Annotated in this window: 19 protein-coding genes; 3 read left to right on the forward strand and 16 right to left on the reverse strand. The window is 61.7% G+C overall.

Annotated features, from left to right (window positions below; all coding sequences use genetic code 11):
• Nucleotides 1–199: 199 nt before the first annotated feature.
• From ACZO0A_RS00500 to ACZO0A_RS00510, 3 genes are all read right to left on the reverse strand, one after another.
• Nucleotides 200–1,210, reverse strand: a complete 1,011-nt coding sequence (locus tag ACZO0A_RS00500) for a helix-turn-helix domain-containing protein (RefSeq protein ID WP_302375113.1) — start codon at nucleotides 1,208–1,210, stop codon at nucleotides 200–202.
• Between the two features lie 107 nt (nucleotides 1,211–1,317).
• The gene (locus tag ACZO0A_RS00505) at nucleotides 1,318–2,190 is read right to left on the reverse strand and encodes a YitT family protein (RefSeq protein ID WP_215693911.1); all 873 of its coding nucleotides are present in this window, start codon (nucleotides 2,188–2,190) and stop codon (nucleotides 1,318–1,320) included.
• Nucleotides 2,191–2,255: 65 nt separating this feature from the next.
• Nucleotides 2,256–3,395 carry a hypothetical protein gene (locus tag ACZO0A_RS00510; RefSeq protein ID WP_302375116.1) on the reverse strand — a complete coding sequence of 380 codons (1,140 nt, stop codon included), beginning with the start codon at nucleotides 3,393–3,395 and terminating at the stop codon, nucleotides 2,256–2,258.
• A 244-nt stretch (nucleotides 3,396–3,639) separates the two neighbouring features.
• Here ACZO0A_RS00510 and ACZO0A_RS00515 point away from each other — a divergent pair, with 244 nt between their 5' ends.
• Together ACZO0A_RS00515 and ACZO0A_RS00520 are read left to right on the forward strand one after the other, a co-directional pair.
• Complete coding sequence (locus tag ACZO0A_RS00515) at nucleotides 3,640–4,362, forward strand: uracil-DNA glycosylase (RefSeq protein WP_302375117.1); 723 nt, start codon at nucleotides 3,640–3,642, stop codon at nucleotides 4,360–4,362.
• Nucleotides 4,363–4,444: 82 nt separating this feature from the next.
• A complete protein-coding gene (locus ACZO0A_RS00520) occupies nucleotides 4,445–5,428 on the forward strand; it encodes a helix-turn-helix domain-containing protein (protein WP_302375120.1) in 984 nt (327 codons plus the stop codon).
• A gap of 141 nt (nucleotides 5,429–5,569) precedes the next feature.
• Here the strand turns inward: ACZO0A_RS00520 and ACZO0A_RS00525 are convergent, their stop codons facing one another.
• The 10 genes from ACZO0A_RS00525 to ACZO0A_RS00570 all read right to left on the reverse strand — a co-directional run bounded on the left by ACZO0A_RS00525 (nucleotide 5,570) and on the right by ACZO0A_RS00570 (nucleotide 19,420).
• Nucleotides 5,570–6,352, reverse strand: coding sequence for a Cof-type HAD-IIB family hydrolase (locus ACZO0A_RS00525; RefSeq protein WP_302370832.1), 783 nt, complete (start codon nucleotides 6,350–6,352; stop codon nucleotides 5,570–5,572).
• 4 nt (nucleotides 6,353–6,356) lie between these two features.
• A complete protein-coding gene (locus ACZO0A_RS00530; protein ID WP_215693901.1) occupies nucleotides 6,357–7,355 on the reverse strand; it encodes an NAD(P)H-dependent glycerol-3-phosphate dehydrogenase in 999 nt (332 codons plus the stop codon).
• A gap of 100 nt (nucleotides 7,356–7,455) precedes the next feature.
• Nucleotides 7,456–8,106 carry a metallophosphoesterase family protein gene (locus tag ACZO0A_RS00535; protein ID WP_302375122.1) on the reverse strand — a complete coding sequence of 217 codons (651 nt, stop codon included), beginning with the start codon at nucleotides 8,104–8,106 and terminating at the stop codon, nucleotides 7,456–7,458.
• Nucleotides 8,103–10,070, reverse strand: a complete 1,968-nt coding sequence (locus tag ACZO0A_RS00540) for a BMP family ABC transporter substrate-binding protein (RefSeq protein WP_294718531.1) — start codon at nucleotides 10,068–10,070, stop codon at nucleotides 8,103–8,105. The genes ACZO0A_RS00535 and ACZO0A_RS00540 overlap by 4 nt, the downstream gene beginning before the upstream one ends.
• A gap of 83 nt (nucleotides 10,071–10,153) precedes the next feature.
• The gene (locus ACZO0A_RS00545) at nucleotides 10,154–11,452 is read right to left on the reverse strand and encodes a putative ABC transporter permease (RefSeq protein ID WP_486845898.1); all 1,299 of its coding nucleotides are present in this window, start codon (nucleotides 11,450–11,452) and stop codon (nucleotides 10,154–10,156) included.
• 15 nt (nucleotides 11,453–11,467) lie between these two features.
• Nucleotides 11,468–12,106 carry an epoxyqueuosine reductase QueH gene (locus ACZO0A_RS00550; RefSeq protein ID WP_417066467.1) on the reverse strand — a complete coding sequence of 213 codons (639 nt, stop codon included), beginning with the start codon at nucleotides 12,104–12,106 and terminating at the stop codon, nucleotides 11,468–11,470.
• A 15-nt stretch (nucleotides 12,107–12,121) separates the two neighbouring features.
• Nucleotides 12,122–14,467, reverse strand: coding sequence for a hypothetical protein (locus ACZO0A_RS00555; RefSeq protein ID WP_486845899.1), 2,346 nt, complete (start codon nucleotides 14,465–14,467; stop codon nucleotides 12,122–12,124).
• 18 nt (nucleotides 14,468–14,485) lie between these two features.
• Complete coding sequence (locus ACZO0A_RS00560; protein ID WP_486845900.1) at nucleotides 14,486–16,237, reverse strand: hypothetical protein; 1,752 nt, start codon at nucleotides 16,235–16,237, stop codon at nucleotides 14,486–14,488.
• 36 nt (nucleotides 16,238–16,273) lie between these two features.
• A complete protein-coding gene (locus ACZO0A_RS00565; RefSeq protein ID WP_486845901.1) occupies nucleotides 16,274–18,241 on the reverse strand; it encodes a PTS fructose transporter subunit IIABC in 1,968 nt (655 codons plus the stop codon).
• A 66-nt stretch (nucleotides 18,242–18,307) separates the two neighbouring features.
• Complete coding sequence (locus tag ACZO0A_RS00570) at nucleotides 18,308–19,420, reverse strand: ABC transporter ATP-binding protein (RefSeq protein ID WP_291208430.1); 1,113 nt, start codon at nucleotides 19,418–19,420, stop codon at nucleotides 18,308–18,310.
• 120 nt (nucleotides 19,421–19,540) lie between these two features.
• Here ACZO0A_RS00570 and ACZO0A_RS00575 point away from each other — a divergent pair, with 120 nt between their 5' ends.
• Nucleotides 19,541–20,323, forward strand: coding sequence for a helix-turn-helix domain-containing protein (locus tag ACZO0A_RS00575; protein WP_483299748.1), 783 nt, complete (start codon nucleotides 19,541–19,543; stop codon nucleotides 20,321–20,323).
• 164 nt (nucleotides 20,324–20,487) lie between these two features.
• On the opposite strand, the gene galE is transcribed toward ACZO0A_RS00575, so the two are convergent.
• The 3 genes from galE to ACZO0A_RS00590 form a co-directional block, all read right to left on the reverse strand.
• Nucleotides 20,488–21,513 carry a UDP-glucose 4-epimerase GalE gene (galE, locus tag ACZO0A_RS00580; RefSeq protein ID WP_486845903.1) on the reverse strand — a complete coding sequence of 342 codons (1,026 nt, stop codon included), beginning with the start codon at nucleotides 21,511–21,513 and terminating at the stop codon, nucleotides 20,488–20,490.
• Nucleotides 21,514–21,584: 71 nt separating this feature from the next.
• Nucleotides 21,585–22,517, reverse strand: a complete 933-nt coding sequence (locus ACZO0A_RS00585) for a helix-turn-helix domain-containing protein (protein ID WP_291208440.1) — start codon at nucleotides 22,515–22,517, stop codon at nucleotides 21,585–21,587.
• 9 nt (nucleotides 22,518–22,526) lie between these two features.
• Nucleotides 22,527–23,531 (reverse strand): hypothetical protein, encoded by a 1,005-nt coding sequence (locus ACZO0A_RS00590; RefSeq protein ID WP_302375133.1) that lies wholly within the window; start codon nucleotides 23,529–23,531, stop codon nucleotides 22,527–22,529.
• Nucleotide 23,532 lies beyond the last annotated feature (1 nt).

The following is a 23,532-nucleotide window of genomic DNA, read 5'->3' on the forward strand; positions in this document are numbered from 1 at the left end:
TCAGGCCGCTCTACATAGAGCCATTTCTGGGACAGAGGATGTAGGGGTGGATTCCATATCCGCCCGCGTGGCCTTCCCGCGAAGGGGTGCTTGCCATACACGCGCGGGCTGGGCATACCCGGCCCCTACGGTGTGGTGAGAGATATACAGTGCAAGAGCGGCCCGCGCCCCCGGGAGGGATAAATCCCATCCACTGCGACTAAAACAGATGTGCCAACAACTTTTTTACGGCGGGTATCCTGCCGATACGCCAGAACACTACCGCCCCGAGTACCCGCAAAAGGATAGCGTCCACGTCAAACCGGAATGGTGCGGTATCGGTGCGCACAAACAGCTGCGTGACCTCGATCACACTGCCGCCCAACACGGCAAGCCAGACGGCGGCCCCTGCCCCGCGCCAGCGGGGCGAGATACGCGGCAGCAGCAGAACCGGCACGGAAAACACGAAAAAGTTCATCCAGAAGGCAAAATGTCCGCGGAACGCATACCCGCCGCCGTTCAAGTACCCCTGCCTCGGCACCAGACAGAGCAGGTACTGCATGATTTGCCGAAACGGCACCAGATTTACATTTGCCTGCCACGATGGGTCGCGCCAGAAATCCAGCACCGGGAACGCTACACATCCGGAAAATGCTGTGGCAAAGTACAAATCGAACAGCCACAGCCCAGCCACGGCCATAGCAGATGCACGGCGAAAAGCCCGCGTTTCCGCCAGGCCATCCGTGCAGAGCAGGCGCAGCAGCCAAAAGGAGAATGTCGCAAAAACAAACGGCAGAACGACAAGCAGTAGCAGAGACGTTACGCTAAGACCATGGATGCCCGCCCCGCCCATCAACAGCCGCAGAAATTGCAGAGATAAAAACGCTGCGGCAAACAGCAGCAACCCGGCCAGCACTGTGCAGGCACGGCGGCGGCGCAGCTGCGGGCCAAGCTCCTGCGTGTAGCTGGCAAGCTGTTCCGCTGTGCGTGTCTCGGCGGCCTGTACCGCAGGCGGCTGGGGCTGGCTCTCCCCTGCCAGCAGCTCACCAACGCTGATGTCCAAAGCAGCGGCCAACGGCAGCAAAAACGAAACATCCGGCAGGCCCTTTCCTGTCTCCCAACGGCTGACTGCTTTGTCCGTCAGTTGAAGTTTGTCGGCCAGCTGGCGCTGCGTCCAGCCCTTGGCGCGGCGTTCGGCGGCGATAAACGTTCCGATTTTTGTAGCATCCATAGGAAAACCCTCCTGCATTGTTTTGCCCTTATCATAAAGAAACACGCCGATTTTGGCAACCTATGCTTCATAGAATTGCGCAAAATCAGCGTGTGTATGATACTTACTTATTCTGACTTGTTCTCGTTCTTCCCCAATTCCAACTGCCTGAAGCCCTCGCCGTGGACTTCGTTGGATTGGAGCATGATGATGAAACAGCCGGGGTCGATGGCTTGGACAGCGTGCTCAATCTCGTACAGTTGCTTGTTGGAGCAGGCACAGAGCACCACGTCCTTCGGCTGGCCGCCGTAGCCGCCGCGGCCCTGCAAAATCGTCGAGCCGCGGTCCGCTACCCGGTCAATCTCAGCACAGGCGGCCGCGCCGTCGTCGGTGATAATCATTGCCAGCATCGACGACGAGAAGCCGAACATCATCTTGTTAATGACGGCGGACACAATGAAATTGAACATGATACCGTAGATAATAGAATCCACATCCTGGAAAACCGCGCCGTTGAGCAGAATGACCGCCAGCGCCGCCGCAAAGGTGATGTTGCCAAATGGAAGGTGCGGGTGCTTGGCCTTGATGCCCATGGTGATGAAGTCCAGGCCGCCGGTGCTGGAATTGTTCATGTAGATCAGTGCGTCGCCGATGCCGCCCACCACGCCGCCGCAGATTGTGGCCAGCAGGCGGTCGCCCTGATAGACCGGCATGAGCGGCAGCAGATAGTCGGTGAACACCGCAAACAGCACCATGCAGTAGACACTGCGAATAAAAAACGATTTGCCGAGCAATTTATACGTGCAAAGGATAATGGGAATGTTGATCAGCACATTGCTCAAACCCATGGGGATGCCGAACAGGCGGTACAGAATGGCGCAGATGCCCGCAACGCCGGTGACGGGGACTTCGGACGCGACCGCAAAGCTGTAAATGCCCGCCGCCGAGATAAAGCAGCCCAGCATTTGCAGCAGGAAGTTCACGGATTTGTTTTTCGTCATAGGGGATCCTCCTCAACAAAAAGACCGGGAGCAAACAATGCTGCTCCCGGCCAAGCGTTTTACGCTCAAACGTTCTTTTTAATCTTGGATGCGCTGTATGTGTTCAGGGCGGAACTGTTCAGGTTATGCTCCAGTGCGGCACCGGCGGCGTACAGCTCGCTCTGGATGTCGGTGGACTTCATGCCGCTCAACAGGTCGTACATACTGTTCAGCTCGTCCACAGTGTAGGTCTTGAACGGATCAATCTTACGGGCAACCAGAATCGTCGTGCCCAGGTTGATGGTGGTCCAGTGGTTCAGCCCGGCCTCGTCCAGCGGGTCGGTCAGGTTGTTGTACTCGTCGCTGCCGTAGCTGCTCAGGTCGTCCGGCGTGTACAGCTGGGAAGCTGCGTAGTAAACGGCCTGGCTGGCGTCCAGACTGCTGCCCATGGCGGCCATCGCCTGCGGCACATAGGTCATGGCGGCGGTGTACAGGGCGCTGTTGCTGGCGGTCTCGGCGGTGGCGGTCGTGTTCAATTCGGCCATGCAGCTTTCGGCGGTGGCCATGATGGCGGCCTTCTGGTCGTCATCGGCCATCGAGTAGGTGGAGTAATCCACCAGCGGGAACTGCACAGCCTCGATGTAGTAGCAGTCGTTGTTGACGAAGTCGGTGTACTCGTCCTCGGCCACAGGCGTCGTACCGTCGGGGCCGTAGGTCATCTTCAGCAGAGCCTTGGCCTTCTGGGCGTTGAGCAGGTAGGTCTGCAGGCTCGTCTTGGAAATGCCATTGGCGGTATACAGGTCGCCGTTGGTGGACCACAGGTTGTCGGCAGTGTCGGCGGCCTCGGCGGTAGCGGCGTCATCCAGCACGCCGTTCATCTCGGTAAAGCGGCGCTCGACCTCGGCGTAGTAGGAAATGGCGCGGTCTGTCAGCTTGGCAACATACTCACTGCCGGTGGCGGTGACTTCCTCATCACCGATGGTGCCGGTGCAGGTGGCCTTCAGCACGGCCTTGACGTCGGAGGCAGTCTCGCCGGTGGCAAGCTCTGCCGCGTTGGCGGCGGTGTTGTAGGAGTTGTACTGGGCCAGCAGGTAGATACCGGCCGGGATCTCGATCCCGCCGATGGAGCCGACGGTGGACGGCGTGGACATGGCGCAGCCAGCCAGCGCCAGCACCATGGAAACAGCCATGGCAAGGCTGAACAGCTTGGTTTTAATGGAACGCATGGATTTGGTTCTCCCCTTTATGATTGGCTTTGCGGCACAACGCCGCAACATAAATGATATTATACCGCATTTTTGCCGCTATTGCAACCCCTGCGGGGGTGTGATATACTTGTGAAAAATGTGTGAGGGCACCTATGTAGGGGCCGCACATATGCGGCCCGCAACTTTCCCGTGAACGACCGCCTGTTTTACACGCGCGGGCCGGGCATGCCCGGCCCCTACAAAGCTACCGAGGAGATTCACTATGCTTTTAACCGCCGAACTCGACAGATTATCCGCCACCGATTGGCAGCCGTTTTTTGCGCAGGAGCGGGCAAAGCCGTATTTTGCGGAATTAGACGCCTTTGTGACAGCGGCTGCGGCGAAAAAGACCGTCTACCCCGCGCCGGAAAATATCTTTGCGGCGTTCCGCGCCTGCCCGGCATCGGCGGTGCGGGTGGTCATCCTGGGGCAGGACCCCTACCATGAGCCGGGCCAGGCTATGGGGCTTTCCTTCTCGGTGCCGGACGGCTGCAAGGCCCCGCCGAGCCTGCGCAACATCTTTAAGGAATTGGAGAGCGAGTTCGGCCCCGGCTGTGCCGCCCACACCGACCTGACCCCCTGGGCGCAGCAGGGGGTGCTGCTGCTGAACACCGTGCTGACCGTAGAGCAGGGCGCGGCCAACGCCCACGCGAGCCATGGGTGGGAGACGTTCACCCGCGCGGCGCTGGAATACGCCGCCGCTGCAGGCACGGCCCCGCTGGCCGCCGTGCTGTGGGGCAAGCCCGCCCAGAAATACGCGGCGATTTTTGAGAAGGCCGCCGCCCGCCGCCCGGTGCTGGTGCTGGAATCTGCCCACCCCAGCCCGCTTTCGGCCTACCGCGGGTTCTTTGGCTCGGCACCGTTTGGCAAAGTAAATGCTTTTTTAGAAAATAACGGTGTATCGAAAATTGACTGGTATCTGCCCGCAAACGCAACCCACAGTTGACAGATTGCCGGGGCCGATTTATGGTGTGCAACCGGGGATTCTGGTAGGATAAGGGCAAGGAAATTGAAGGAGGTACACCCAAATGATCTTTGCAGACAAACTTATCACCCTGCGCAAAAAGGCGGGCTGGTCCCAAGAGGAACTGGCCGAGAAACTGAACGTGACCCGGCAGTCGGTATCCAAGTGGGAGGGCGCACAGTCTGTGCCCGACATTGACAAAATCTTGCAGCTGAGCTGCCTGTTCGGCGTGACGACCGACTACCTTTTAAAAGACGACGCGGCCGAGCCGGAGTACACCGAGGACGATACCTCTCCCCTGCCCCGGGTGACGCTGGCCCAGGCCAACGATTACCTTGCCAAGGCCAAGGCCAACGCGCCCAGGCTGGCGCTGGCGACGGCGCTCTGTGTCGTCTCCCCCATCCCGCTGCTGGCGCTGGGGGCGTTGAGCGAGGCCGGCCTGTTCGGCATCTGGGATGACCTGGCGGAGGGCATCGGCCTCATTGCGCTGCTGGTCATCATCGCCGCAGCGGTGGCTATCTTCATGCAGTGCAGCGCGTCGGTGCGGGCGTATGAATTTTTGCAAAAGCAGGCCATTGAGACTGAGTACGGCGTCACCGGCCTTGCGAAGGAGCGCCGCGACGCCTTTGCGCCGCAGTACGACAAGGCCAACATCCTCGGCACGGTGCTCTGCGTTTTGTCGGCGGTGCCGGTGTTTGCTGCCATGATGGTTGGTGCGTCGTTTTTGGTGTCGGCGTCCATCTGCCTGGTGCTGGCCCTGGTGGCCTGCGGCGTCTACGCCTTTGTGCGGGTGGGCACGGTGCGGGATGCCATGGATCAGCTGTTGGAGGAGGGCGACTACACCCGCCCAAACAAAGCCATCAAGAGCCGCATAAACGCGCTGACTGCCGCCTACTGGCTGGTAGTGGTCGCCATCTTCCTGTGGTACACCTTCGGCCCCCAGGGAAACGGCCAGCCGCAGTACAGTTGGTTCATCTGGGCCATCGGCGGCGTGGTGTACGCCGCGCTGGTAATTGCGGTCAAGGCGTTTATGAAGAAGAATCGGTGAAAATAGCAGCACCCCCAACCAAAAACGGTTGGGGGCGTTATTTTTGTAGAGATGTAGGGGCCAGGCATGCCTGGCCCGGTTGTGCAAGACAGACGAGCAGTTATGGCAAGGCTGCAGGCCGGGCATGCCCGGCCCCTACAATCAAATCAGATGGAAATGCCCCAACGCCTTCGCCAGGCCGTCTTTCATAATATCATCCGTGACATAATCCGCGGCCTGCTTGGCGGTATCACAGGCGTTGCCCATGGCGACGCCGATGCCCGCATAGTCCAGCATCGTCACATCATTGCCGCCGTCACCAAAGGCGATGCACTGCTCCCGGGTCAGCCCCAGGTGCGCCAGCGTGTGGGCCAGGCCGTTAGGCTTGCCGCCGCCCTCGGGTAGGATATCGCAAAAATCATCCTCCCAGCGCACAGCCAGGCAGCCGGGGCAGCGGCGCAGGAACTCGGCCTCCTTCTCCGGCGGCAGGAACGCGCTGAGCTGGTAAATATCCTCGTGCTGGATCAGCGCGGCAACATCCCCGGCCCCCAGCTCCAGCTTTTTGGCAAAGTTGCGGCTCCAATCGTTGATAAGGTTGAACCGGCAGAAGTCCTTGCCTACAAAACCGACGGACAGCTGTTCTTTTTCAATGTACGGCAGCAGCGTTTGCAGCGATGCCGCCGGGATGTACTTGGTGTACAGCAGCTCGCCGTCGGCCAGGTAGCAGTACTGGCCGTTCATCGTGACATAGCCGTCAAAGGGGATGCCGTCCAGCGCGTGCAGGTACGGCAGATGTACCGGCGGGCGGCCGGTAGCAATAAACGTTTTGACGCCGTTTTTGCGCAGCCGGGCCAGCGCGTCCACCGTTGAGGCGGGCAGGTGCTTGGCCTCAAAAGGCAGCAGCGTACCGTCAATGTCAAAAAATGCAGCTTTGATATCCGCCATGGGGTTACTCCCTCTTCAGATTGCGGCCCATCAGCGCCATCAGGGCGTTGCGGGCTTCGAGCTTGCCGTCGAGGATGGCTTCCACAGCCTGCACGATGGGCATTTCGACTTTGTACTTTTTGGCAAGGTGGCAGGCGGCGGGCAGCGCGTTGATGCCCTCAACGACTTGGCCGACCTCAGTCTTGGCGTCCTCGACGGATTTGCCGCGGCCAATCAGCATACCGGCGTGCAGGTTGCGGCTGTGCATACTGGTACAGGTGACGATCAGATCGCCCATGCCGGACAGGCCCGCAAATGTCTCGGGCTTGCAGCCCATGGCGATGCCCAGACGGGAAAGCTCGGCGTTGCCGCGGGTGATAAGGGCGGCCTTGGCGTTGTCGCCGTAGCCCAAGCCCAGCGCGATGCCGACGGCCAGCGCAATGACGTTCTTGACCGCGCCGCCCAGCTCGGTGCCGCGGCGGTCGTCGTTGGTATAGACGCGGAAGGTCGGTGTGTTGAAAATTTTCTGCACAGTCTTGGCGGCGTCCTCGTCGGCGCTGGCGGCCACGATGGCGGTGGGCATATCGCGGGCGACTTCCTCGGCGTGGGTGGGGCCGGACAGCGCCACGACCCGGGCCGTGCGCTTTGCCTTGGTGAGCTCGTCCTCAATAATCTCGCTCATGGTCATCAGGGTCTTATCCTCAACGCCTTTGGCGACATCGACGATGATCTGGCCCTCCGGGATGTGCGGGACGGCCTTTTTGGCGGTGGCACGCACAAAAGGAGACGGCACCGCAAAGAGCAGAATATCGCGGCCCGTGCAGGCCTCGGCGATATCGGCGGTGTAGTGCATGGCGGCGGGCAGTTCCATACCGGGCAGGTTGGGATGGCGGCGGGTGGTGGAAAGCGATTTCAGCTCTGCCGGGATCGCGCTCCACACGGTCACATCGCGGCCATTGGCGGCCAGCAGCCGCGCCAGCGCAATACCCCAGGTGCCGGCACCGAATACGGCAATTTTAGTCATAGAAATAGTTCTCCTTGTAACGAGAAGGTTTGGAATGTAGGGGCGAGCATTGCTCGCCCGGGAACCGTGCGGTAGCCTGGCGGGCGACCAATGGCCGCCCCTACCGATGGTTGCCCAGCAGCCCGGCAAACAAGCGGTGCCGGGGCTTGGGGGCGGGGGCGTCCACATCCAGATAAACCCTCTCAAAGCAGTTGACGATGCGGGTGGTGCCGTAGGTGTGCTCCCGCGGGATGGAGGCACCGTAGTTCAAATGGATGTGCCCATGCAGCATATACTGCGGGTGATAGCGGTCCAGCAGCGTGGAAAACGCCGTGAACCCGCGGTGTGGCAGGTCGGTCATGTCGCCGTAGCCGTGCAGCGGCGCGTGGGTGACTAAGATGTCCACCCCGCCGTGGCGGTCGATCTTGCCGCGCAGGCGGTTGACCCGTTTTTTCATTTCGGCTTCGGTAAACTGCCAGGCACCGGTGTGGTAGCGGCAGCTGCCGCCCAGCCCCGCCACCCGCAGGCCGTTGTGGACATAGACCTCGTCATCAATGCAGATGACCCCCTGCGGCGGGAGCAGGTCGTAGCTTTCATCGTGGTTGCCGTGTACGTAGAGGACCGGCATCGGGGCCATGGTGGCTAAGTATTCCAGATAGTGGCGGCTCAAATCGCCGCAGGCGATGATCAGTTCGACCCCTTCCAGCTTGTCCGGGGTGAAATAGTCCCACAGGGCCTTGCATTCCTCGTCGGCGATAGCTAGAATCTTCACAGCTCGGCCTCCTTCTCCACCGGGAGAAGATCGCGGTGGATGCCCTGCATACGGTACATCGGCTTCGCGATATCGGCTAGCTCGTCATATTCGGGAATGTGGCCGTCTACGGCGTCGCACAGGTAGTCCATGTGGGCGATCTGCTCCAGGTCCAGCCCATGGCGGCCGCTGTTCTTGACGCTGCCGTCCTGCGCCGTGATGCGGCAGTGGAACGGATCGATCATACCGGAAGTGACGCCGGAACGCAGGATCTGTGCCAGATGGTTGACATCGGGCGGCAGTTCGCGGCTGAGCAGCACGTCCATGACGCCGCTGTTCATGCCCCACCAATAGTTGACGGCGCGGCCGTCGGTGCCGGATTTATCCCGCACCCAGCCGCCGTTCAAAACGGTGCGGATGACATTCTCATAGAACTGGCCCCAGTGCCAGAACGGCGTAGCCAGGTCCTGCAATACGCCGCCGGGGCGCACCAAAAATGTGCCGAACTCCCGCTGCGGGCGGTTGGGCATCGGTGCGTCGCGGCCCGAAATAACCGTGATGCCCTTCTGGGTGAAGGTGTGCAGCGGGTCGGCCTGGTCAGGCAGGCAGGTCCACAACAGCTCAATGCGGGCGCGGGGATTCGCCATGCGGGCGCCCAGCGCAAAGGCGTTGATGTTGGCGGGTACGCCAAAGCTCGGGTAGTCGGCCACATAGCCGATGCGGTCCGTGCCCGCCATGGCACCGGCAATCGCGCCGGTGATGAACTTGGCCTCGTACACGCGGGTGTAATAGGTGCGGATGCTGGCATAGGGCATCTCCATCGAGCAGTTCAGAATGCGAACCTGCGGGTGCTTGACGGCGGCGCGTAAGGACGCACCCACCAGCTTGGGGCTGGTGGTGAAAACAACGTCTGCGCCGTCGGCAATGGCCTGCTCGACCAAGGCATCGGCGTTCTCACCGGGGACTGCGTTGAAGTAGGCGGTCGTCTCGACCTGGCCCGCAAATACGGTGTCCAACTGGGTACGTCCAAACTCGTGCTGGCTCGTCCAGGAGCTGGTCCCGGGGGTGCGCTCGTGGACAAAGGCAACTTTCAAGTGGCTGGGTGCGGTGTGCTTGCCGGGCAGAATGCGGTCCAACAGCCCGGTCTGCTTCGGCTCGGCGGGTTTGTCGCTGACACGCACGGGGTCAGCCTTTTGCAGGGCCAGCACATCGTCCCACAGGGCGTCGAGCTTCTCGCTCAACTCATTAGGGCTGAGCTTGGCAAGCTCCTCTTTGGTGTAAACGCGCAGCAACAGCAGCAGTACGTCGCCCACTGTGCAGCGCAGTTTTGCGCCGCCGTGGGCCAAAAAAGCCTTTTCGACCCAGTTGTAAAGGGATAATACCTCGGCGCGGTCGTCGCCGCTCCACTTTTCATCCGGGCCTTTGCCCAGGATTTTTTGCAGGCGGGCATAGCTGCCGGGCTTGGTGAAGGTGAGCAGATAGTTCTGTGTGATGGGGTAAAAGTGCATGAACTCGTAGTACATCTGCACGGCGGGGTCGTCGCTGTACTGCGGCACGACGCGGATGACATTGCCCAGAATGCTGGTCGCGTCAAAGTATTTCAGCACGCTGACGCGCTTGTTGCCCTCCTGCACATAGAAGCGACCCATGTACTCATAGCAGCGGATGGGGTCGCGGATGCCCTCTTCCAGATGAGACAGGCAGAGGTTGACCCACTTACTGGCAAACTCGGTCTTGAGGTCCAGCAGCGGCATAAAGTTGGATGCGAACGCTGCGGTGCGGCCAGTCGTTTTGGTGCCCACCAGCAGATTCAGCGGGATATCCACCTGGCCGAGGGGAATTTGATTTTCCACCGGGACATTTTGCAGGATATCGTCCAGCACAGGCAGAAACGGCGATTGCCCGGCAAGCATTTTCTCCCGGTAATCGCGCAGTGCCAGCTTTTGGGCTTTCAGGTACAGTTCATTTCCCTCGTTGCGGTTCACAGCCGGTCGCCTCCTCGATTCTTATACAACAGATACAAAATTATTATAACACATATGTGCGGAATATACAAAGATTTTTGCAATTACCCTGTATGCACCGCCTTCGGGTACACCTTATACATCCGGTCATTGTCGTAGTGCTCGTCTAAATAAGTTTCGATGCTGTTCGCGGCGGGAACGCCGTTCAGGCGGTCGTTGTAGCGCACCAGCGCAGCCGAGCTGACGACCATATCCGCCGCCATGAACACGCAGAGCGCCCAGGTCAGCACCGTGCCGAAGCGGCGGGGCAGCTTTTCGATGGCGGCAGAAATCGGCGGGTACAGCACTTTGAACCACGCCACCGCCGCAAAGCCCCAGAAGAAGCAGTACAGCAGGTTGATACGCCCGCCCAAATTGAACGGTATCGCGCTGTAATCCCAGAACACCGCGCCGAACACGACCTCGGTAAAGACGCTGCACAGGTACTCATAGGCGCCGCCCAGCAGCGTGCCGGTGACAAACAGCCAGCTGGCGGGTTTGTCCTTGTAGCGGTAGAGCAGCTGTGTGACCAGCGCGATGGCGAGGCCCCACACGATAGAAAACGGGCCCCACACCACACTGGAACGGCTCATCCACTCGCCGCCCGTGACGCGGCAGAAAATGGTCTCGGTGATATCGCCCAAGAACGCGCCGATGAAGAACAGCAGAATGATTTTATAGGGGCTGCACCCGGCGGCAAAGGTGCCACTTTGCTGCCGTTCGGGGCGGGCAAAGGTCAGGGCCGGGTGGGCTTTGGCCATACGGCGCTCCACACGATCCAGGATCCACATACCGCCGCGCACCGTCATGTTGGCAAGGCGGTTTTCGATGGCCTTGGCGGCGGGCCACTTGTAGCGCAGGCCCGCCATAGCCAGCAGTGTGCCGACCAGATCAATGCCCAGCACCACCAGCGATGCCCACAGCACTACGGCGGCCAGGCCATGGGGAATCAGGCTGAACAGCGCCAGCAAAAGCGGGTTGCCCCACTTGAGCAGCACAACGCCCAGCACGCCCCAGGTGGCCGATGCACCCAGGCAGATGTAACCGTCCAGGCTGAACGGCATAGTGCTGTAATCCCACCAGCGGGTGTGGGAGGTGCGCTCCAAAATGTGCCCGCCGATCCACTCAATGACGGTGGCGTAGACGGCGCTGAACACAAAGAGGAAGAACCAGCCGTCGCGGCTCATATCCCCCAAAGCAAACGTGATGACCAGACCGCCGATGCCGTACAAAATGCACAGCGGGCCGCTCAGAACGCCCCGGTCCTGGTACTTGCGGCGGACCGCCGCCGTAAAGACGACCTCTCCCACCCAGCCCAGAAACGAGTAAGTGAAAAATAGAAATGCGATTTGGTAGAATGTCATAAAGGTAACTCCTGTTTAGGGGATAACGTTTGCAGGGGCGGAGGGACGTTCTCTTTCTTTTTTGCTGAATACACACCCGCAGTAATCCTGCCGGTACAACCCATACGCGGCGCTCAACTGTAAACTGCGCTTGTAGCCGTCCTTTTTGCGGAACTCACTGGGCAAAAACGGCACGCCGTACTGCTTGCCCAGTTCGGTGCCCAGGTCGTTCAGGCGGATGGGGTCCTTCATGGGCGAGATGGACAGCGTCGTGCAGTACCAGTCAAAGCCGTGCGCGGCGGCATAGCGGGCGGCCTGTTCCAGCCGAAGCCGGTAGCAGACCGTGCAGCGTGCGCCCTTCTCCGGCTCGCTCTCCAGCCCCTTCACGGCGGTGTAAAACTCCTGCGGGTCGTAGGGCAGCTCCACCACCGGGTAGTGGTAGCCCGCCTCCTCCACAAAGCGTTCCAGCTCGGCCTCCCGGCGGTGGTACTCCTCCGGCGGGTAGATGTTGGGGTTGTAGTATAAGATCGTGATGTCGAAATGCGCGGCCAGGCGTTCCAACGTTGCGCTGGAACAGGGCGCACAGCAGGCGTGCAGCAAGAGCTTTGGCCGCGTGCCGTCCAGTGTGCGCAGGACCTTTTCCATTTCCAGCTGATAGTTGATGCGGTTTGGCATGAAGAAACCTCGTTTTTACACGGTGACGGCCACGCGGCGCTTGCGGCGGGCGAACACACTGTACCCCACCGTGCCCAGCAGGCTCAAGGCGGAAATGACCTCGAACACGCGCCAGAAGCCGGGGGCCTGGTACCAGACACGCACAGTGCCGGTGTAGTTGGCGGGGATCGTAAGCACAATACGCTCGTTCTCGCCGCTGGTGATGGTAAAGGGTTGGCCGTTTTCGTCGGCCGCGTAGTAGTTGCCGTAGTTAAAGATAGGCAGCGAAATGGTTGCCTCGCCGCCGTCGTTCTGTACGCTTACGTAGGCGACGCCTTGCTTTTTCTCATAGCTGACCAGGTGCAGCTCATCGCTGCCCGGCTTGGGCTGCGCCCAGATCGTCTCGTAGGAGCTGGTGCCGTCGATGAGGTACTCCCCCACGCCGATGCAGCTCGTCGGGTTTTCGTAGCTGAACACATTGTAGCTGACCTCGCGTTGGCCGTTGAGCATCTGCGCCTGCATGGCCCCGGTCATAAACAGGGCGGCAGCGGCCAGCACTACGGTGGCGGTCAGCCCCAGGCGGCGGTCACGCGCCGTCAGCAGCTTGACGGCCATAATGACCGCCAGGCAGAGCAGCACCGTCGCCAGCGAGAGGAAACGCCACGGATACTGGAACAGCCCGGCCAGCTTGCCCGCCGTGCGGCCCAGCGTGGTCTGCACGTAATCCCAGGGGAAGATGTGCAGCGCCAAAAACACCGTCAGCGCAAAGAACCCGGCGGCCGTCGTCAGGATGGACGCGGCCTGGCCCTGGGCGTCGCGGCGGCGCAGCAGGCAGAACACGACCAGCCCCAGCCCCAGAATCAGCGGCAGCCCCAGCGAGAGCATCATGTCGGGGTTCGTGCCCGCATCCGCGCCCGCAAAGCCGTTATAGAAGGGGTTGAACAGCTGTATCAGGTAGAGGCCCTGGAACTGAATTTTGCCGATCAGAGGGCCATTGACCATGAAGGGAATCGACGAAGTGGAGAGGAAGAACGGCACCAGATACCACGCGCTCAACCCCACGGCCAGCAGTGCGGCCTTGACCCAGGCCAGCAGCCGCGCGGGGCGCAGCGTCTCCCGCAGGCGCAGCAGGCAGAAGAGGATGAGCAGCAGCGCCGTCAACTCGCAGGAGAGCAGATGGCTCTGCACCATGGCCGCCATGCCCAGCGACATGGGCAGCCAATCGGCAAAGCGGGGCTTGTCCCTGGTGTAGATGCCGTACAGGCCCGCCAGCACCAGCGGGAAGAAGGCCATGGCCGTGAATTCGCCCGCAGCGGCGCGGGTGTAGACGCAGACGAGCCGGTAGCAGGACAGGGTGTAAAGCAGTGCCCCCAGCAGGCCCAGGCGGCGGCTGGCCGCGATTTTGGCAAAGCTGTAATAGGCAATGGCGCAGGTGACCAGCGTCACAGCAAACAGGTAGATTTGGTAGCAGGTGCGCAGCGGCAGCCACAGGTTGTACAGCAGCGCGGGCAATAGCAAAAACAGCTCGCAGTAGCACAGCGGGTTCGCGTAGCCGTAGCCGTTCAGCGTCGTGGTGGTGAACCGCACCGGGAACTGGCCATAGGACAGCTCCGCCGCCATGGCAGAAATGCGCTGCAGGTGGTAGTCCATATCGTGGCCGAAGTAGAGATAATTGCTGAACAGCGGCAGGCAGGCAAACGCCGTGATGGCGATGAGCGCCAGCGGCAGCCGCAGGGCACGGCGGCTGGCAGCGCCCTCCTCCCCTGTTTTGGCAAACAGCAGCCAGAGCAGGAAGTCCACGACCGCGAAGAACAGCGCAAAGCCCAGCAGCCGGGTGACGCGGTAGATGGGCTGCTCGGTCAGGGTGATGGCGTAGAGATAGAGCTGGCCCTGGCCGTTGTAGTGCAGCGTGGCGGTCAAATCGTTGAGCCGTGCGCCGCTGCTGACCCACAGCCGGGTAGTCAGGGTGCGGTGGCAGTCATCCAGCCGCAGGGTGTCGGCGCTGACCGCCGAGGGAACCATGGCGCTGGAAAAGCTCAATGTACCGGCGGAGTTGAGCATATTGAAGGTGGGCGCGTCGGGCGTCTGGCAGGAGAAATACTGCACCGTCACCTCATACGCGCCGGACCGCACCGTCTGCCCGGCAGAAGGGAAATCCAGCGGGTCACTGGTCTGGAAGTTCGTCTGGTTCCACACCTGGAAGTGATCCCCCTCGTTGGAGGCAATGTCCGGGAAGGGGTTCTCGAACAGGTCGGGGGTCATCGTCAGCTTGTAAGGCGCACCGAACAGACCGGCCGCCAGCACGCAGAGCACGGCCAGCTCCACCGCCAACAGGGCAGCGAACAGCCGGTTGCGCTTGCAGAAAGCAAAGAAATGTTTCATCCGTAAATCCTCTTTTAGTTAGCCGTCCCAGATCATGAGCTTGGCATTCACGATACCGCTGTCCTCCACGGTGGCAAGGTAGTCGCCGTTGGCGTCCCGCGGGGTCTGGGTACAGTCCAGCAGGCAGATGGCGCGGGCTTCCTCGGTGCCGTCGGCCAGGCGGACTTTGTACTTGATGACTGCATTATCGGGCACGCAGGCGCTCTGCACATAAACCTGCACGCCGTCCATCAGGTCACTGTCGGCGCTTTGCAGCCTGCCGCACCAGGCCAGGTCGTACCCGCCGTACTTGCGGTAGGTCTGGTAGGCGTAGGTGTTCCCGGCGGGGGCATCGTAGGTCGTGCCCAGCACGGCAGCGTGCAAGTCGCGCCCGGTGAACCGGCTGAAAAAGGCCGTCTCGGCGTCGGCGTTGCTGTCCCAGACATTCTCATTGCAGAGAATGAGATCCCCGGGCTGGACGGCATCTGCCAGGCCGGATTGGATGGTGCGCACAAAGAACTGGTAGTTATCCAGATTCTCGGCGTGGTGAGTGCGCACGACGCCCCGCAGGTAGGAGCCGTTCAGGCAAAGCCCGGCGGCCAGCGCGGCGGTCAGGCCCAGCCGCGCCAGAATGGACAAAATTTGGGGCAGCTTGCGGCAGGCACCCGCCAGCGCAGCCAGCAGCACGGCCACCACCAGCGCAAAGCCGATGGAGCTCGCGGCGGCGGGGATGTAGCCCCACTTCCAGGTGATGGCCCCGGGAGCCTGGTAGCGGGCAGACAGCGCCAGCAGCAGTGCGGGCAGTGCCCAGACCGCCAGGCCAAACCCGGCGGCGGCGCCCAACATTTTGCGGTTCAGTTTTTCGCGCGGCACGGCGAAGAAAAGCAGCAGTCCGGCCAGCACGCCCAGCACCAGCGGCCACAGTCGGTCGCCGTTGGAGAGTACGCCGCAATCCTCCTGCAAAATGCGGGAGTTCAGCCCGGGGATGGACGCAGCCATCTGCTGCACCAGCACGCGCAGCACCTGGGGGATATCCAGTGAGACCTGATTGCCGGTGCCGCCGCTGCGACCGCACAGCATATGGAATATGAGCGCCACGCCCATGCCGCCCAGCGCGGGGGCGGTGTTGAACAGCCCGGCTTTGACGCTGCGGGCACGCAGGCACCAAACCACAAAGGCCAGCGCCGCGAACATATAGCCAATTTCATAAGTACCGCAGGCGACGAAGGAGAGCAGCGCTGCCGCTGCAGCCCAGCCGCGGCGGTGGGAATTCTCCCACCCAAACAGGCAGAGCCAGGCCGCCATGGCCCAGAACAGCGCCCGCTGGGGCACGGCGTAGTAGCTGTACATACCCTCGTTCCAGATGGGGGCCGCCGCCATGGCCAGCGTAAAGCCGCCCAGCGCCAGGGCATCCCCGCTGCCGAACCGCGCGGCCACCCGGCTGACCAGGAACGCCGCCGCCCCGGTCCAGGCAATGATGTAGAGCCGGTAATGGCTCAAACTGCCGTAAAACAGCAGCGCTACCGCGTTGGGGTAGTGGAACGGAAAGAACCGAACCTCCTGCAGGGTGAAATACCGCAGCCGCCCCTGCAAGTCCTGCAATAGGTATTGCCAGAAGGGCATCCGCTGGAAGTCGTACATCCAACGGTTCAGCGTTAATTTGTCGTCCCCTTCCGGCGGGATGCTGATGGTGACGCGCAGATACAGCACGCCCACCGCAAACACCAGCAGATAGGCCGCCGCTAAAAATAACCAGCGGTACCGCCGGTAAAACGTCTTGACCTGTTCCATGGGGGTAAAGGCCTCCTCTTTTTGACACACATATATTCATAGTATAGCATAAACCCCCGCTGCACGCAACGCACAGCGGGGGTGGAAAGCGGATATTCTGCGGCAGGAACGAAGAAAACGAAAATTTACGACTTCACAGGCTTCTTCAGCATACCGACCAACAATGTGGTCAGCAGACTGCCAGCCGCCAGGGCAGCCAAAAAGCCCAGCGGATTGCCTATGACGGCAAGCAGGAACAATCCGCCGTGGGGCGCAGGGCAGCCGCAGCCAAACAGTACGGTCAGGAACCCGGCCAGCGCACTGCCTGCCATGCAGGAGGGTACGACCCGCAGCGGGTCGCGCAGGGCAAAGGGCAGCGCACCCTCGGTCACAAAGGACGCGCCCATCACAAGGTTCTGCGGCACGGTGCGGCGCTCGGCCTTGGTGAACCGCGTCGGGAACAGCAGGCAGGCCAGTGCCAGCCCCAGCGGGGGGGATCATACCGCCCGCCATGACGGCGGCCATGAGGTCATATTGGCTGTTGGTCATAGCCAGCGTGCCGGTGACGTAGGCCGCCTTGTTGATGGGCCCGCCGTAGTCGGTGGCCATCAGCGCACCCAGCACGGCACCCAGCACCAGGCGGCTGCCGCCCTGCAGCTTGGCAAGCGCCAGCGACATCCAGCGGTTGAACCGCCCCAGCGGCGGGTTGACGACCATAAGCATCAGCCAGCCGACAAAAAGCAAGCTCAACAGCGGCACCAGCAGCCCGGTCTTGATGTGGTCCAGATCCTGGGGGATGCGGCGGAACAGTCGGTTCAGCAGGCGTACCACCAGCCCGGCGGCAAAGCCCGCAATGAGGCCCCCCCAGAACCCGCTGGGGATCCAGCTGAGTTTGGTGGCCGTTGTCATGCCGGTCTGGGCCAGGTAGCCGCCCATCAGGCCGGGCATCAGGCCGGGCCGGTCGGCAATGCTGTACGCGATGAACGCGGACAGAATCGGGTACATCATGGCGAGCGCGGCGTTGCCGACGTTCGTCATCATCGTGGACCAGTTCGCCGGGCCGCCAAGGTGCTGCAAAAGCAGCGAGAGCGCCAGCATCACGCCACCCGCCACCACAAAGGGCAGCATATGGGAGATGCCGCTCATCAGGTGGCCGTAGTACTCGCGGCCCAGCTCCTTCCAGTCGTTGGTGCGGAAAGCGTGGCCGCCGCGGTAGATGGATGCTTTGCCGGAGACGGCCTTTTCCAGCAGGGCATCCGCGTTGCGCACGGCCTCCCCTGCCGAGGTGTAGACCAGCCGCTTGCCCACAAACCGCGCCAGTGAGATCGAGCGGTCTACCGCCACGATGATGCAGTCGGCGGCCTGGATCTCGTCCTCGGTCAGTTCATTGCCCACGCCGCCCGCGCCGTTCGTCTCCACTTTGATGGTCAGGCCCCGGGTCTGGGCGGCCTGCTGTAAGGCCTCGGCCGCCAGGTAGGTGTGGGCAATGCCGGTGGGGCAGGCCGTCACACCCAGCAGCCGGTAGCCCGGCTCGTTGGTGGGCGTCGGCGGGGGCGCGGCCGGGTCGTCCTGGGCTTCGCGCCGGGCAATGGCACGGCAGAAGGCCTCGGGCGTCTCACTCTGGCGCAGACTGGCGCAGAAATCGGTATCCAAAAACAGCGTTGCCAGCTCGGCCAACACCTGCACATGCAGGTCGTTGGCCTCGGCGGGGGCAGCGATGAGGAACAGCATCTCCAACGGCTGGCCGTCGGGCGTATCGCAGGGCAGCGGCGGATCCAGCGTCAATGCGGCCAGCTGCAATTTTTCCACCGCGGTGCTCTTGGCGTGGGGGATCGCCAGTCCATTGCCCACGCAGACGCCGCCCAGTTCCAGCCGGGCGCGGACATCTGCCGCAAAGACTGCCGTGTCCGTCAGGACTTTGGCCCCATCCAGCAGCGCCACAAGCTGCTGCACCGCGCCCTGCAGGGAATCCGCCCGCTGGCGCAGTGCGACACAATCCGGCCGCAGGTAGTTGGCAATGCGCATCGTCGTTCCTCCGTTTACTAAAAAAGCGGTTCCGCCGCAACGGAACCGCTATGAGAGCTTGAAGAATTAGTTGAGCAGGGTCTTCTCGGTCTCGGGATCGAACAGATGGATCTTGTGGGTGTCCATGGCAACGGTGATCTTGTCGCCGCGGCGAGACTTGGAAGTGGGGGCAACACGAGCCATCAGGTTCTGGCCCTGATAGGTCAGGTACAGGTAGATCTCAGCGCCCATCAGCTCGGAAACCTCAACCTCAGCGCCAATGTGGCTGTTGGGATGCTTGTCCAGGAATTCCTCATCGTCCTTGATATCCTCGGGACGGATGCCAACCTTCAGGGTCTTGCCAACGTAAGCGTCCAGCTTGCCGTCAGCGGTCTTTTCCTTCGGCAGAGGAATGTCGGTGCCAGCCAGATCAACGGTGAACTGGTCGCCGTTCTTCTTCAGGGTGCCGTCCAGGAAGTTCATCTGGGGGCTGCCGATGAAGCCTGCGACGAAGATGTTGCAGGGATAATCGTACAGGTTCTGCGGGGTATCGACCTGCTGGATCATGCCGTCCTTCATGACGACGATGCGGTCGCCCATGGTCATGGCCTCGGTCTGGTCATGGGTAACATAGATGAAGGTGGTAGCCAGCTTCTTGTGCAGCTTGATGATCTCGGTACGCATGCTGGTACGCAGCTTAGCATCCAGGTTGGACAGAGGCTCGTCGAGCAGGAAGACCGCCGGGTTACGGACCATTGCACGGCCCAGGGCAACACGCTGGCGCTGACCACCAGACAGAGCCTTCGGCTTACGGTCGAGCAGGTGCTCGATCTCCAGGATCTTAGCAGCCTCGCGGACGCGCTTGTCGATCTCGTCCTTGGGCATCTTGCGCAGCTCCAGACCGAAAGCCATGTTCTTGTAAACGGTCATGTGCGGGTACAGAGCGTAGTTCTGGAAGACCATCGCGATGTCGCGGTCTTTCGGGGGAACGTCGTTGATCAGACGGTCGCCGATGTACATCTCGCCGCCAGAGATCTCCTCCAGGCCAGCGATCATACGCAGGGTGGTGGACTTACCACAGCCGGAAGGACCGACGAAAACGATAAACTCCTTATCCGCGATTTCCAGGCTGAAATCGGGAACAGCGGTAACATTGCCGGGGTAAACTTTCTTGACGTGACGGCAGCTAATGGAAGCCATAATGCTCATCCTCCATAAAATTCAGTGGTATTCAGCCCATGTAGAGGGGGCTGTTTCTGTTGACATGATTATAATAACAGGTTATAATCTATTTGAAAATAGCATTTTATTGATATCGAGGTGCCGAAATTGATATTTGACCCAGAAATTTACTGCAATGCTGCCGAGAACGCCGAGCTGGACGGCAGTACCCCCCTGACCCTGGCCGGGAACGGCTTGTGGGTGGGGGTACTCTCCCGCGGGGAATGCCTGCTGGACGGCTTTGACCGCCCAGGCCAGAGCGGCGATATCCTGCTGGGGCCTGCCCCCCTGACGCTGACGCCCCAAGCGGACTGCCACCTGCTGGCTGTGCGGCTGACCGGCCACTGCACGGACGCCTACCTATTACAGTCGGGTGCGGCCCGCTGGGCTGACGGCGCGGCCTGCCCCGGCGCGGCCGAGCTGATTGCCCAGCTGCACGGTATCCACACGGCGGCGATGGCCTATGCGCTGCTCTGCGCCGTGGGCAAGGCTGACGAGACGGCCCGTCCCCTGCCCCCGCTGGTGGCCGAGGCTGTGGCGGCCATCCGGCAAAACTACATGGCCCTCTACGGCGTGGAGGAACTGAGCGAGCAGCTCGGCGTGACGAAGAGCCATCTGGTGCGGGTGTTCAAGCAGGAAATCGGTATCCCACCCGGAAAGTACATGACGAATGTGCGCATCGAGGCCGTGAAGGCGCTGCTGCTCAGCGATGAGTATAACCTGGATATGATTGCGGGCCTGACCGGGTTTTCCGGCGCAAACTACCTCTGCCGCGTGTTCAAGCGGGAGGTGGGCCTCTCCCCTGCCGCCTGGCGTGCCGCCGCTGCGCCGCTGCCCGCCGTGCCCAAACTGCCGCCGCGCAGTCAGGAAATGTATGTGTAAAAGAATATGGCAGGAGCAGTAGGGGCCGGACATGTCCGGCCCGCAGTCTTCCCGCAAGCTTCCGTTTGCCATACACACCCGGGCCGGGCATGCCCGGCCCCTACTGCGCGATGACATAAAAAACCTCCCGATGCAAGAGCATCAGGAGGCTTTTTTATGCAGTTTTATTTCGCGGTCTTATACCCATCGGGGTTGTGGCTCTGCCAGTTCCAGCTGTGGGCGCACATTTCCTCAATGCCGTACTGGGCCTCCCAGCCCAGCTCGCGCTTGGCCTTGCTGGGGTCGCACCAGCACTCGGCAATGTCGCCGGGGCGGCGCGGGTCGATGACGTAGGGAATCTCCTTGCCGCAGGCCTTGCAGAAGGCGTGGATGACGTCCAGCACGCTGTAACCGTGGCCGGTGCCCAGGTTGCAGATGAACAGGCCGGGCTTCTCTTCCAGCTTCTTGATGGCTGCCACATGACCGCGGGCCAGGTCAACGACATGGATGTAGTCACGCACGCCGGTGCCGTCGGGCGTCGGGTAGTCGTTGCCAAAGACATGGACCTTCTCGAGCTTGCCGACAGCGACCTTGGCGATGTAAGGCACCAGGTTGTTGGGGATGCCGTTGGGATCCTCGCCAATCAGGCCGGACGGATGGGCACCGATGGGGTTGAAGTAACGCAGCAGCGCAACATTCAACTCGGGATCCGCCTTGCAGCAGTCGGTCAGGATCTGCTCGGTGAACACCTTGGTTGTGCCGTAGGGGTTCGTGGTGCCGCCCACGGGGAAATCCTCGCGGATGGGCACGCTGGCGGGGTCGCCGTAGACCGTGGCAGAGGAAGAGAAGATGATGTTGTGGCAGTTGTGGCGGCGCATGACATCCAGGATGTTCAGCGTGCAGGCCAGGTTGTTGGAGTAGTACTCGATGGGCTTGGAAACGCTCTCGCCCACGGCCTTGTAGGCGGCGAACTGGATGACGCAGTCAATGTCCTCGTTCTCAGCAAAAATCTTCTCCACGGCGGCCTTGTCGGTCATGTCGGCCTCGACAAAGCGGAAGTCCTTGCCGGCAATCTTCTTGACGCGGGCCAGGGCCTCGGGGCAGGAGTTGTAGTAGTTATCGGCCACGACGATGTCGTACCCTGCGGCCAGAAGTTCCACACAGGTGTGGCTGCCGATGTAACCGGCGCCACCGCTAACCAAAATTGCCATAACAGTCGTCTCCTTATATTTATGCTTTTGTTGCCTGTGGGCGGGCGCTCTGCCTGCCCTTTGTCACTATTTTACTTTTTCTGCGGTGATTCTGCAATAGAGGTTTTAGATTCTGCTTTATCTTTTTGTTGCCTGTTTTGCCGCTTAGCGGGCAGCCCCTGCTGGATGCGCCGGTAGGCCGACGGTGTGTGGCCTGTGGCTGCGCGGAATTTCTGGCTGAAATACGCGCCCGAGCAGTAGCCCATCTGGGCCGCGACCTCGCCGGGGGATGCCCCGCGTGCCAGCAGCTGGGCCGCATACTCGATGCGCATGGCGGAAAATTCCTCCATGGCCGTGCGGCGCAGCCGGGCGCGGAAGGCCTGCTGCAGCTGGGGCCGGGTGCAGCCCAGGGCCTCGCAGACCTCGTCCACTTTCAACTCCCGTTCCAGGTTTTCGACAAAATAGGCGCGGGCATCCTCCACCAGGGCATTCTGGCGGCGCTCCCGCCGGACGCGGGCCACGGGGCGGCGCAGGCGGCGGCAGCGCCGGGCCAGCAGGATCAACAGGTTTTCCAGGTGGATGATGAACTGCTGCATCGCGCCGAAGGGCAGCTCCTCTTTTACGACGGGCCGCCCGCCCGGTATGGGCGCGGCGTCGAACAGCTCGTTGGCGGCGTTGGCCAGCCAGTTCAAATCGTGCTGCTCGGCGGGCTCGGCATGGAGCATCGCACCCCGGAACCGATCCATGGCCGCGCCGGTGCAGTAAAAATCGATGCGCAGCGTCTCGGGCGGGACCTCCCCCACCGTCGTCATGGCGAACACCTCGCCGGGCTGGTGGAACAGAAGCCCGCCCGCCCGCAGCAGCACATGGCGGTCGTCGCAGCGTTCCTCAATGGTGCCGCTGCGCACAAAAATCAGCTGCCAGGCCTCGGTCTCGCTAGGCAGAAAGGAGTCGTCGGCGCGCCATTCGGTGGTGTGGGCGGCGGGGACCGCCTCGACCCGCAGCGGAAAATCATCGTTCAGCATGGGGCCTCCTTATGCCGCCACGGCTCCCGGCCAGGCGTCGGCGGTTTCATCAGATGTGTCTGCCGTCAATTCACGCCGGAACACCCCCGGCTCGACCTGGGTCAGCAGCGGGAACTGTTCCAGCTCCGGGCAGGTGTCGGTCAGGCCCAGGCAGTAGGCCGTCAGCGGGCTGATCTCCTTCGTGATTACGTCAAACCGGCTCGTGCCGTCGTCCTCGTAGGTGCTTACCATGATGTCGTCGGGGTAAGTCTCGGCCACGTAGTCTATCAATGCGCGGTCCACATAGGGGTCGCCGCTGCCCTCGTAGAGGTCAGGTGCTCCGAACAGGTGCAGGATCTCGTGGGCGTAGGTCGCCGGGCTTTCCCGCTCACCGTCGGTGTAGGCGTCGTGGCGGTACAGGCAGCTGTACTCGTAGTAGAAATACTCGCCGTCGTCGGCATAGTGTGCCATTGTGAAGGACGTGCCGCTGATGGGTAGGTAGAACAGAAACCCGATGTGCCGCGTGCCGTAGACCGCCAGGCGGCTGTCCGCGGCCAGCGACTCACACAGGGCGTCCATTTCCTCAATGAAGGCGGTGCTCTCGTCGGAATCCTCGCCCCCGCGCATGGCAGACTGCACAAGATAGCTGCGGGTCAGGGCGGCGTTGCTGCCATCCTCGGTGCGGTCACAGATTAAATCCGGCATCACGCCGTAGCTTTCGGCTTGGGCTGTGATCCAATCCACGGCCATCCGGGTTTGCTGCACGGCGGCGGTGCGGTCGGCCTCGTCCCAGGTCAGGCCGTGGGCGGCGTCGTTCAAAAAGACACTGATCAGCACCGTCGGCTCACTCAATAGGGACGCGCTGCCGTATTTTTTTTGCTCCTCGGTAAAGGTGGGCGTCGGTTCCGGCGTCGGCGTGGCGGCGGGGCTTTCGGCCTTCGGCAGCTCGGCCGGGATGCGCTGCACCGTCACTTGGGCCGCGCAGCCGCAGAGCAGCGCCACGGCCAGCAGCAGGGCGGCCATTTTTTTGTACATG

The sequence above is a fragment of the Gemmiger sp. genome, from assembly GCF_057431175.1.

Excerpts from the sequence above, each read along its gene's own strand:
- ACZO0A_RS00500 (WP_302375113.1), bottom strand. The coding sequence starts at position 1,210 with ATGGATGCTACAAAAATCGGAACGTTTATCGCCGCCGAACGCCGCGCC.
- ACZO0A_RS00505 (WP_215693911.1), bottom strand. The coding sequence starts at position 2,190 with ATGACGAAAAACAAATCCGTGAACTTCCTGCTGCAAATGCTGGGCTGC.
- ACZO0A_RS00510 (WP_302375116.1), bottom strand. The coding sequence starts at position 3,395 with ATGCGTTCCATTAAAACCAAGCTGTTCAGCCTTGCCATGGCTGTTTCC.
- ACZO0A_RS00515 (WP_302375117.1), top strand. The coding sequence starts at position 3,640 with ATGCTTTTAACCGCCGAACTCGACAGATTATCCGCCACCGATTGGCAG.
- ACZO0A_RS00520 (WP_302375120.1), top strand. The coding sequence starts at position 4,445 with ATGATCTTTGCAGACAAACTTATCACCCTGCGCAAAAAGGCGGGCTGG.
- ACZO0A_RS00525 (WP_302370832.1), bottom strand. The coding sequence starts at position 6,352 with ATGGCGGATATCAAAGCTGCATTTTTTGACATTGACGGTACGCTGCTG.
- ACZO0A_RS00530 (WP_215693901.1), bottom strand. The coding sequence starts at position 7,355 with ATGACTAAAATTGCCGTATTCGGTGCCGGCACCTGGGGTATTGCGCTG.
- ACZO0A_RS00545 (WP_486845898.1), bottom strand. The coding sequence starts at position 11,452 with ATGACATTCTACCAAATCGCATTTCTATTTTTCACTTACTCGTTTCTG.
- ACZO0A_RS00550 (WP_417066467.1), bottom strand. The coding sequence starts at position 12,106 with ATGCCAAACCGCATCAACTATCAGCTGGAAATGGAAAAGGTCCTGCGC.
- ACZO0A_RS00555 (WP_486845899.1), bottom strand. The coding sequence starts at position 14,467 with ATGAAACATTTCTTTGCTTTCTGCAAGCGCAACCGGCTGTTCGCTGCC.
- ACZO0A_RS00560 (WP_486845900.1), bottom strand. The coding sequence starts at position 16,237 with ATGGAACAGGTCAAGACGTTTTACCGGCGGTACCGCTGGTTATTTTTA.
- ACZO0A_RS00565 (WP_486845901.1), bottom strand. The coding sequence starts at position 18,241 with ATGCGCATTGCCAACTACCTGCGGCCGGATTGTGTCGCACTGCGCCAG.
- ACZO0A_RS00570 (WP_291208430.1), bottom strand. The coding sequence starts at position 19,420 with ATGGCTTCCATTAGCTGCCGTCACGTCAAGAAAGTTTACCCCGGCAAT.
- galE (WP_486845903.1), bottom strand. The coding sequence starts at position 21,513 with ATGGCAATTTTGGTTAGCGGTGGCGCCGGTTACATCGGCAGCCACACC.
- ACZO0A_RS00585 (WP_291208440.1), bottom strand. The coding sequence starts at position 22,517 with ATGCTGAACGATGATTTTCCGCTGCGGGTCGAGGCGGTCCCCGCCGCC.
- ACZO0A_RS00590 (WP_302375133.1), bottom strand. The coding sequence starts at position 23,531 with ATGTACAAAAAAATGGCCGCCCTGCTGCTGGCCGTGGCGCTGCTCTGC.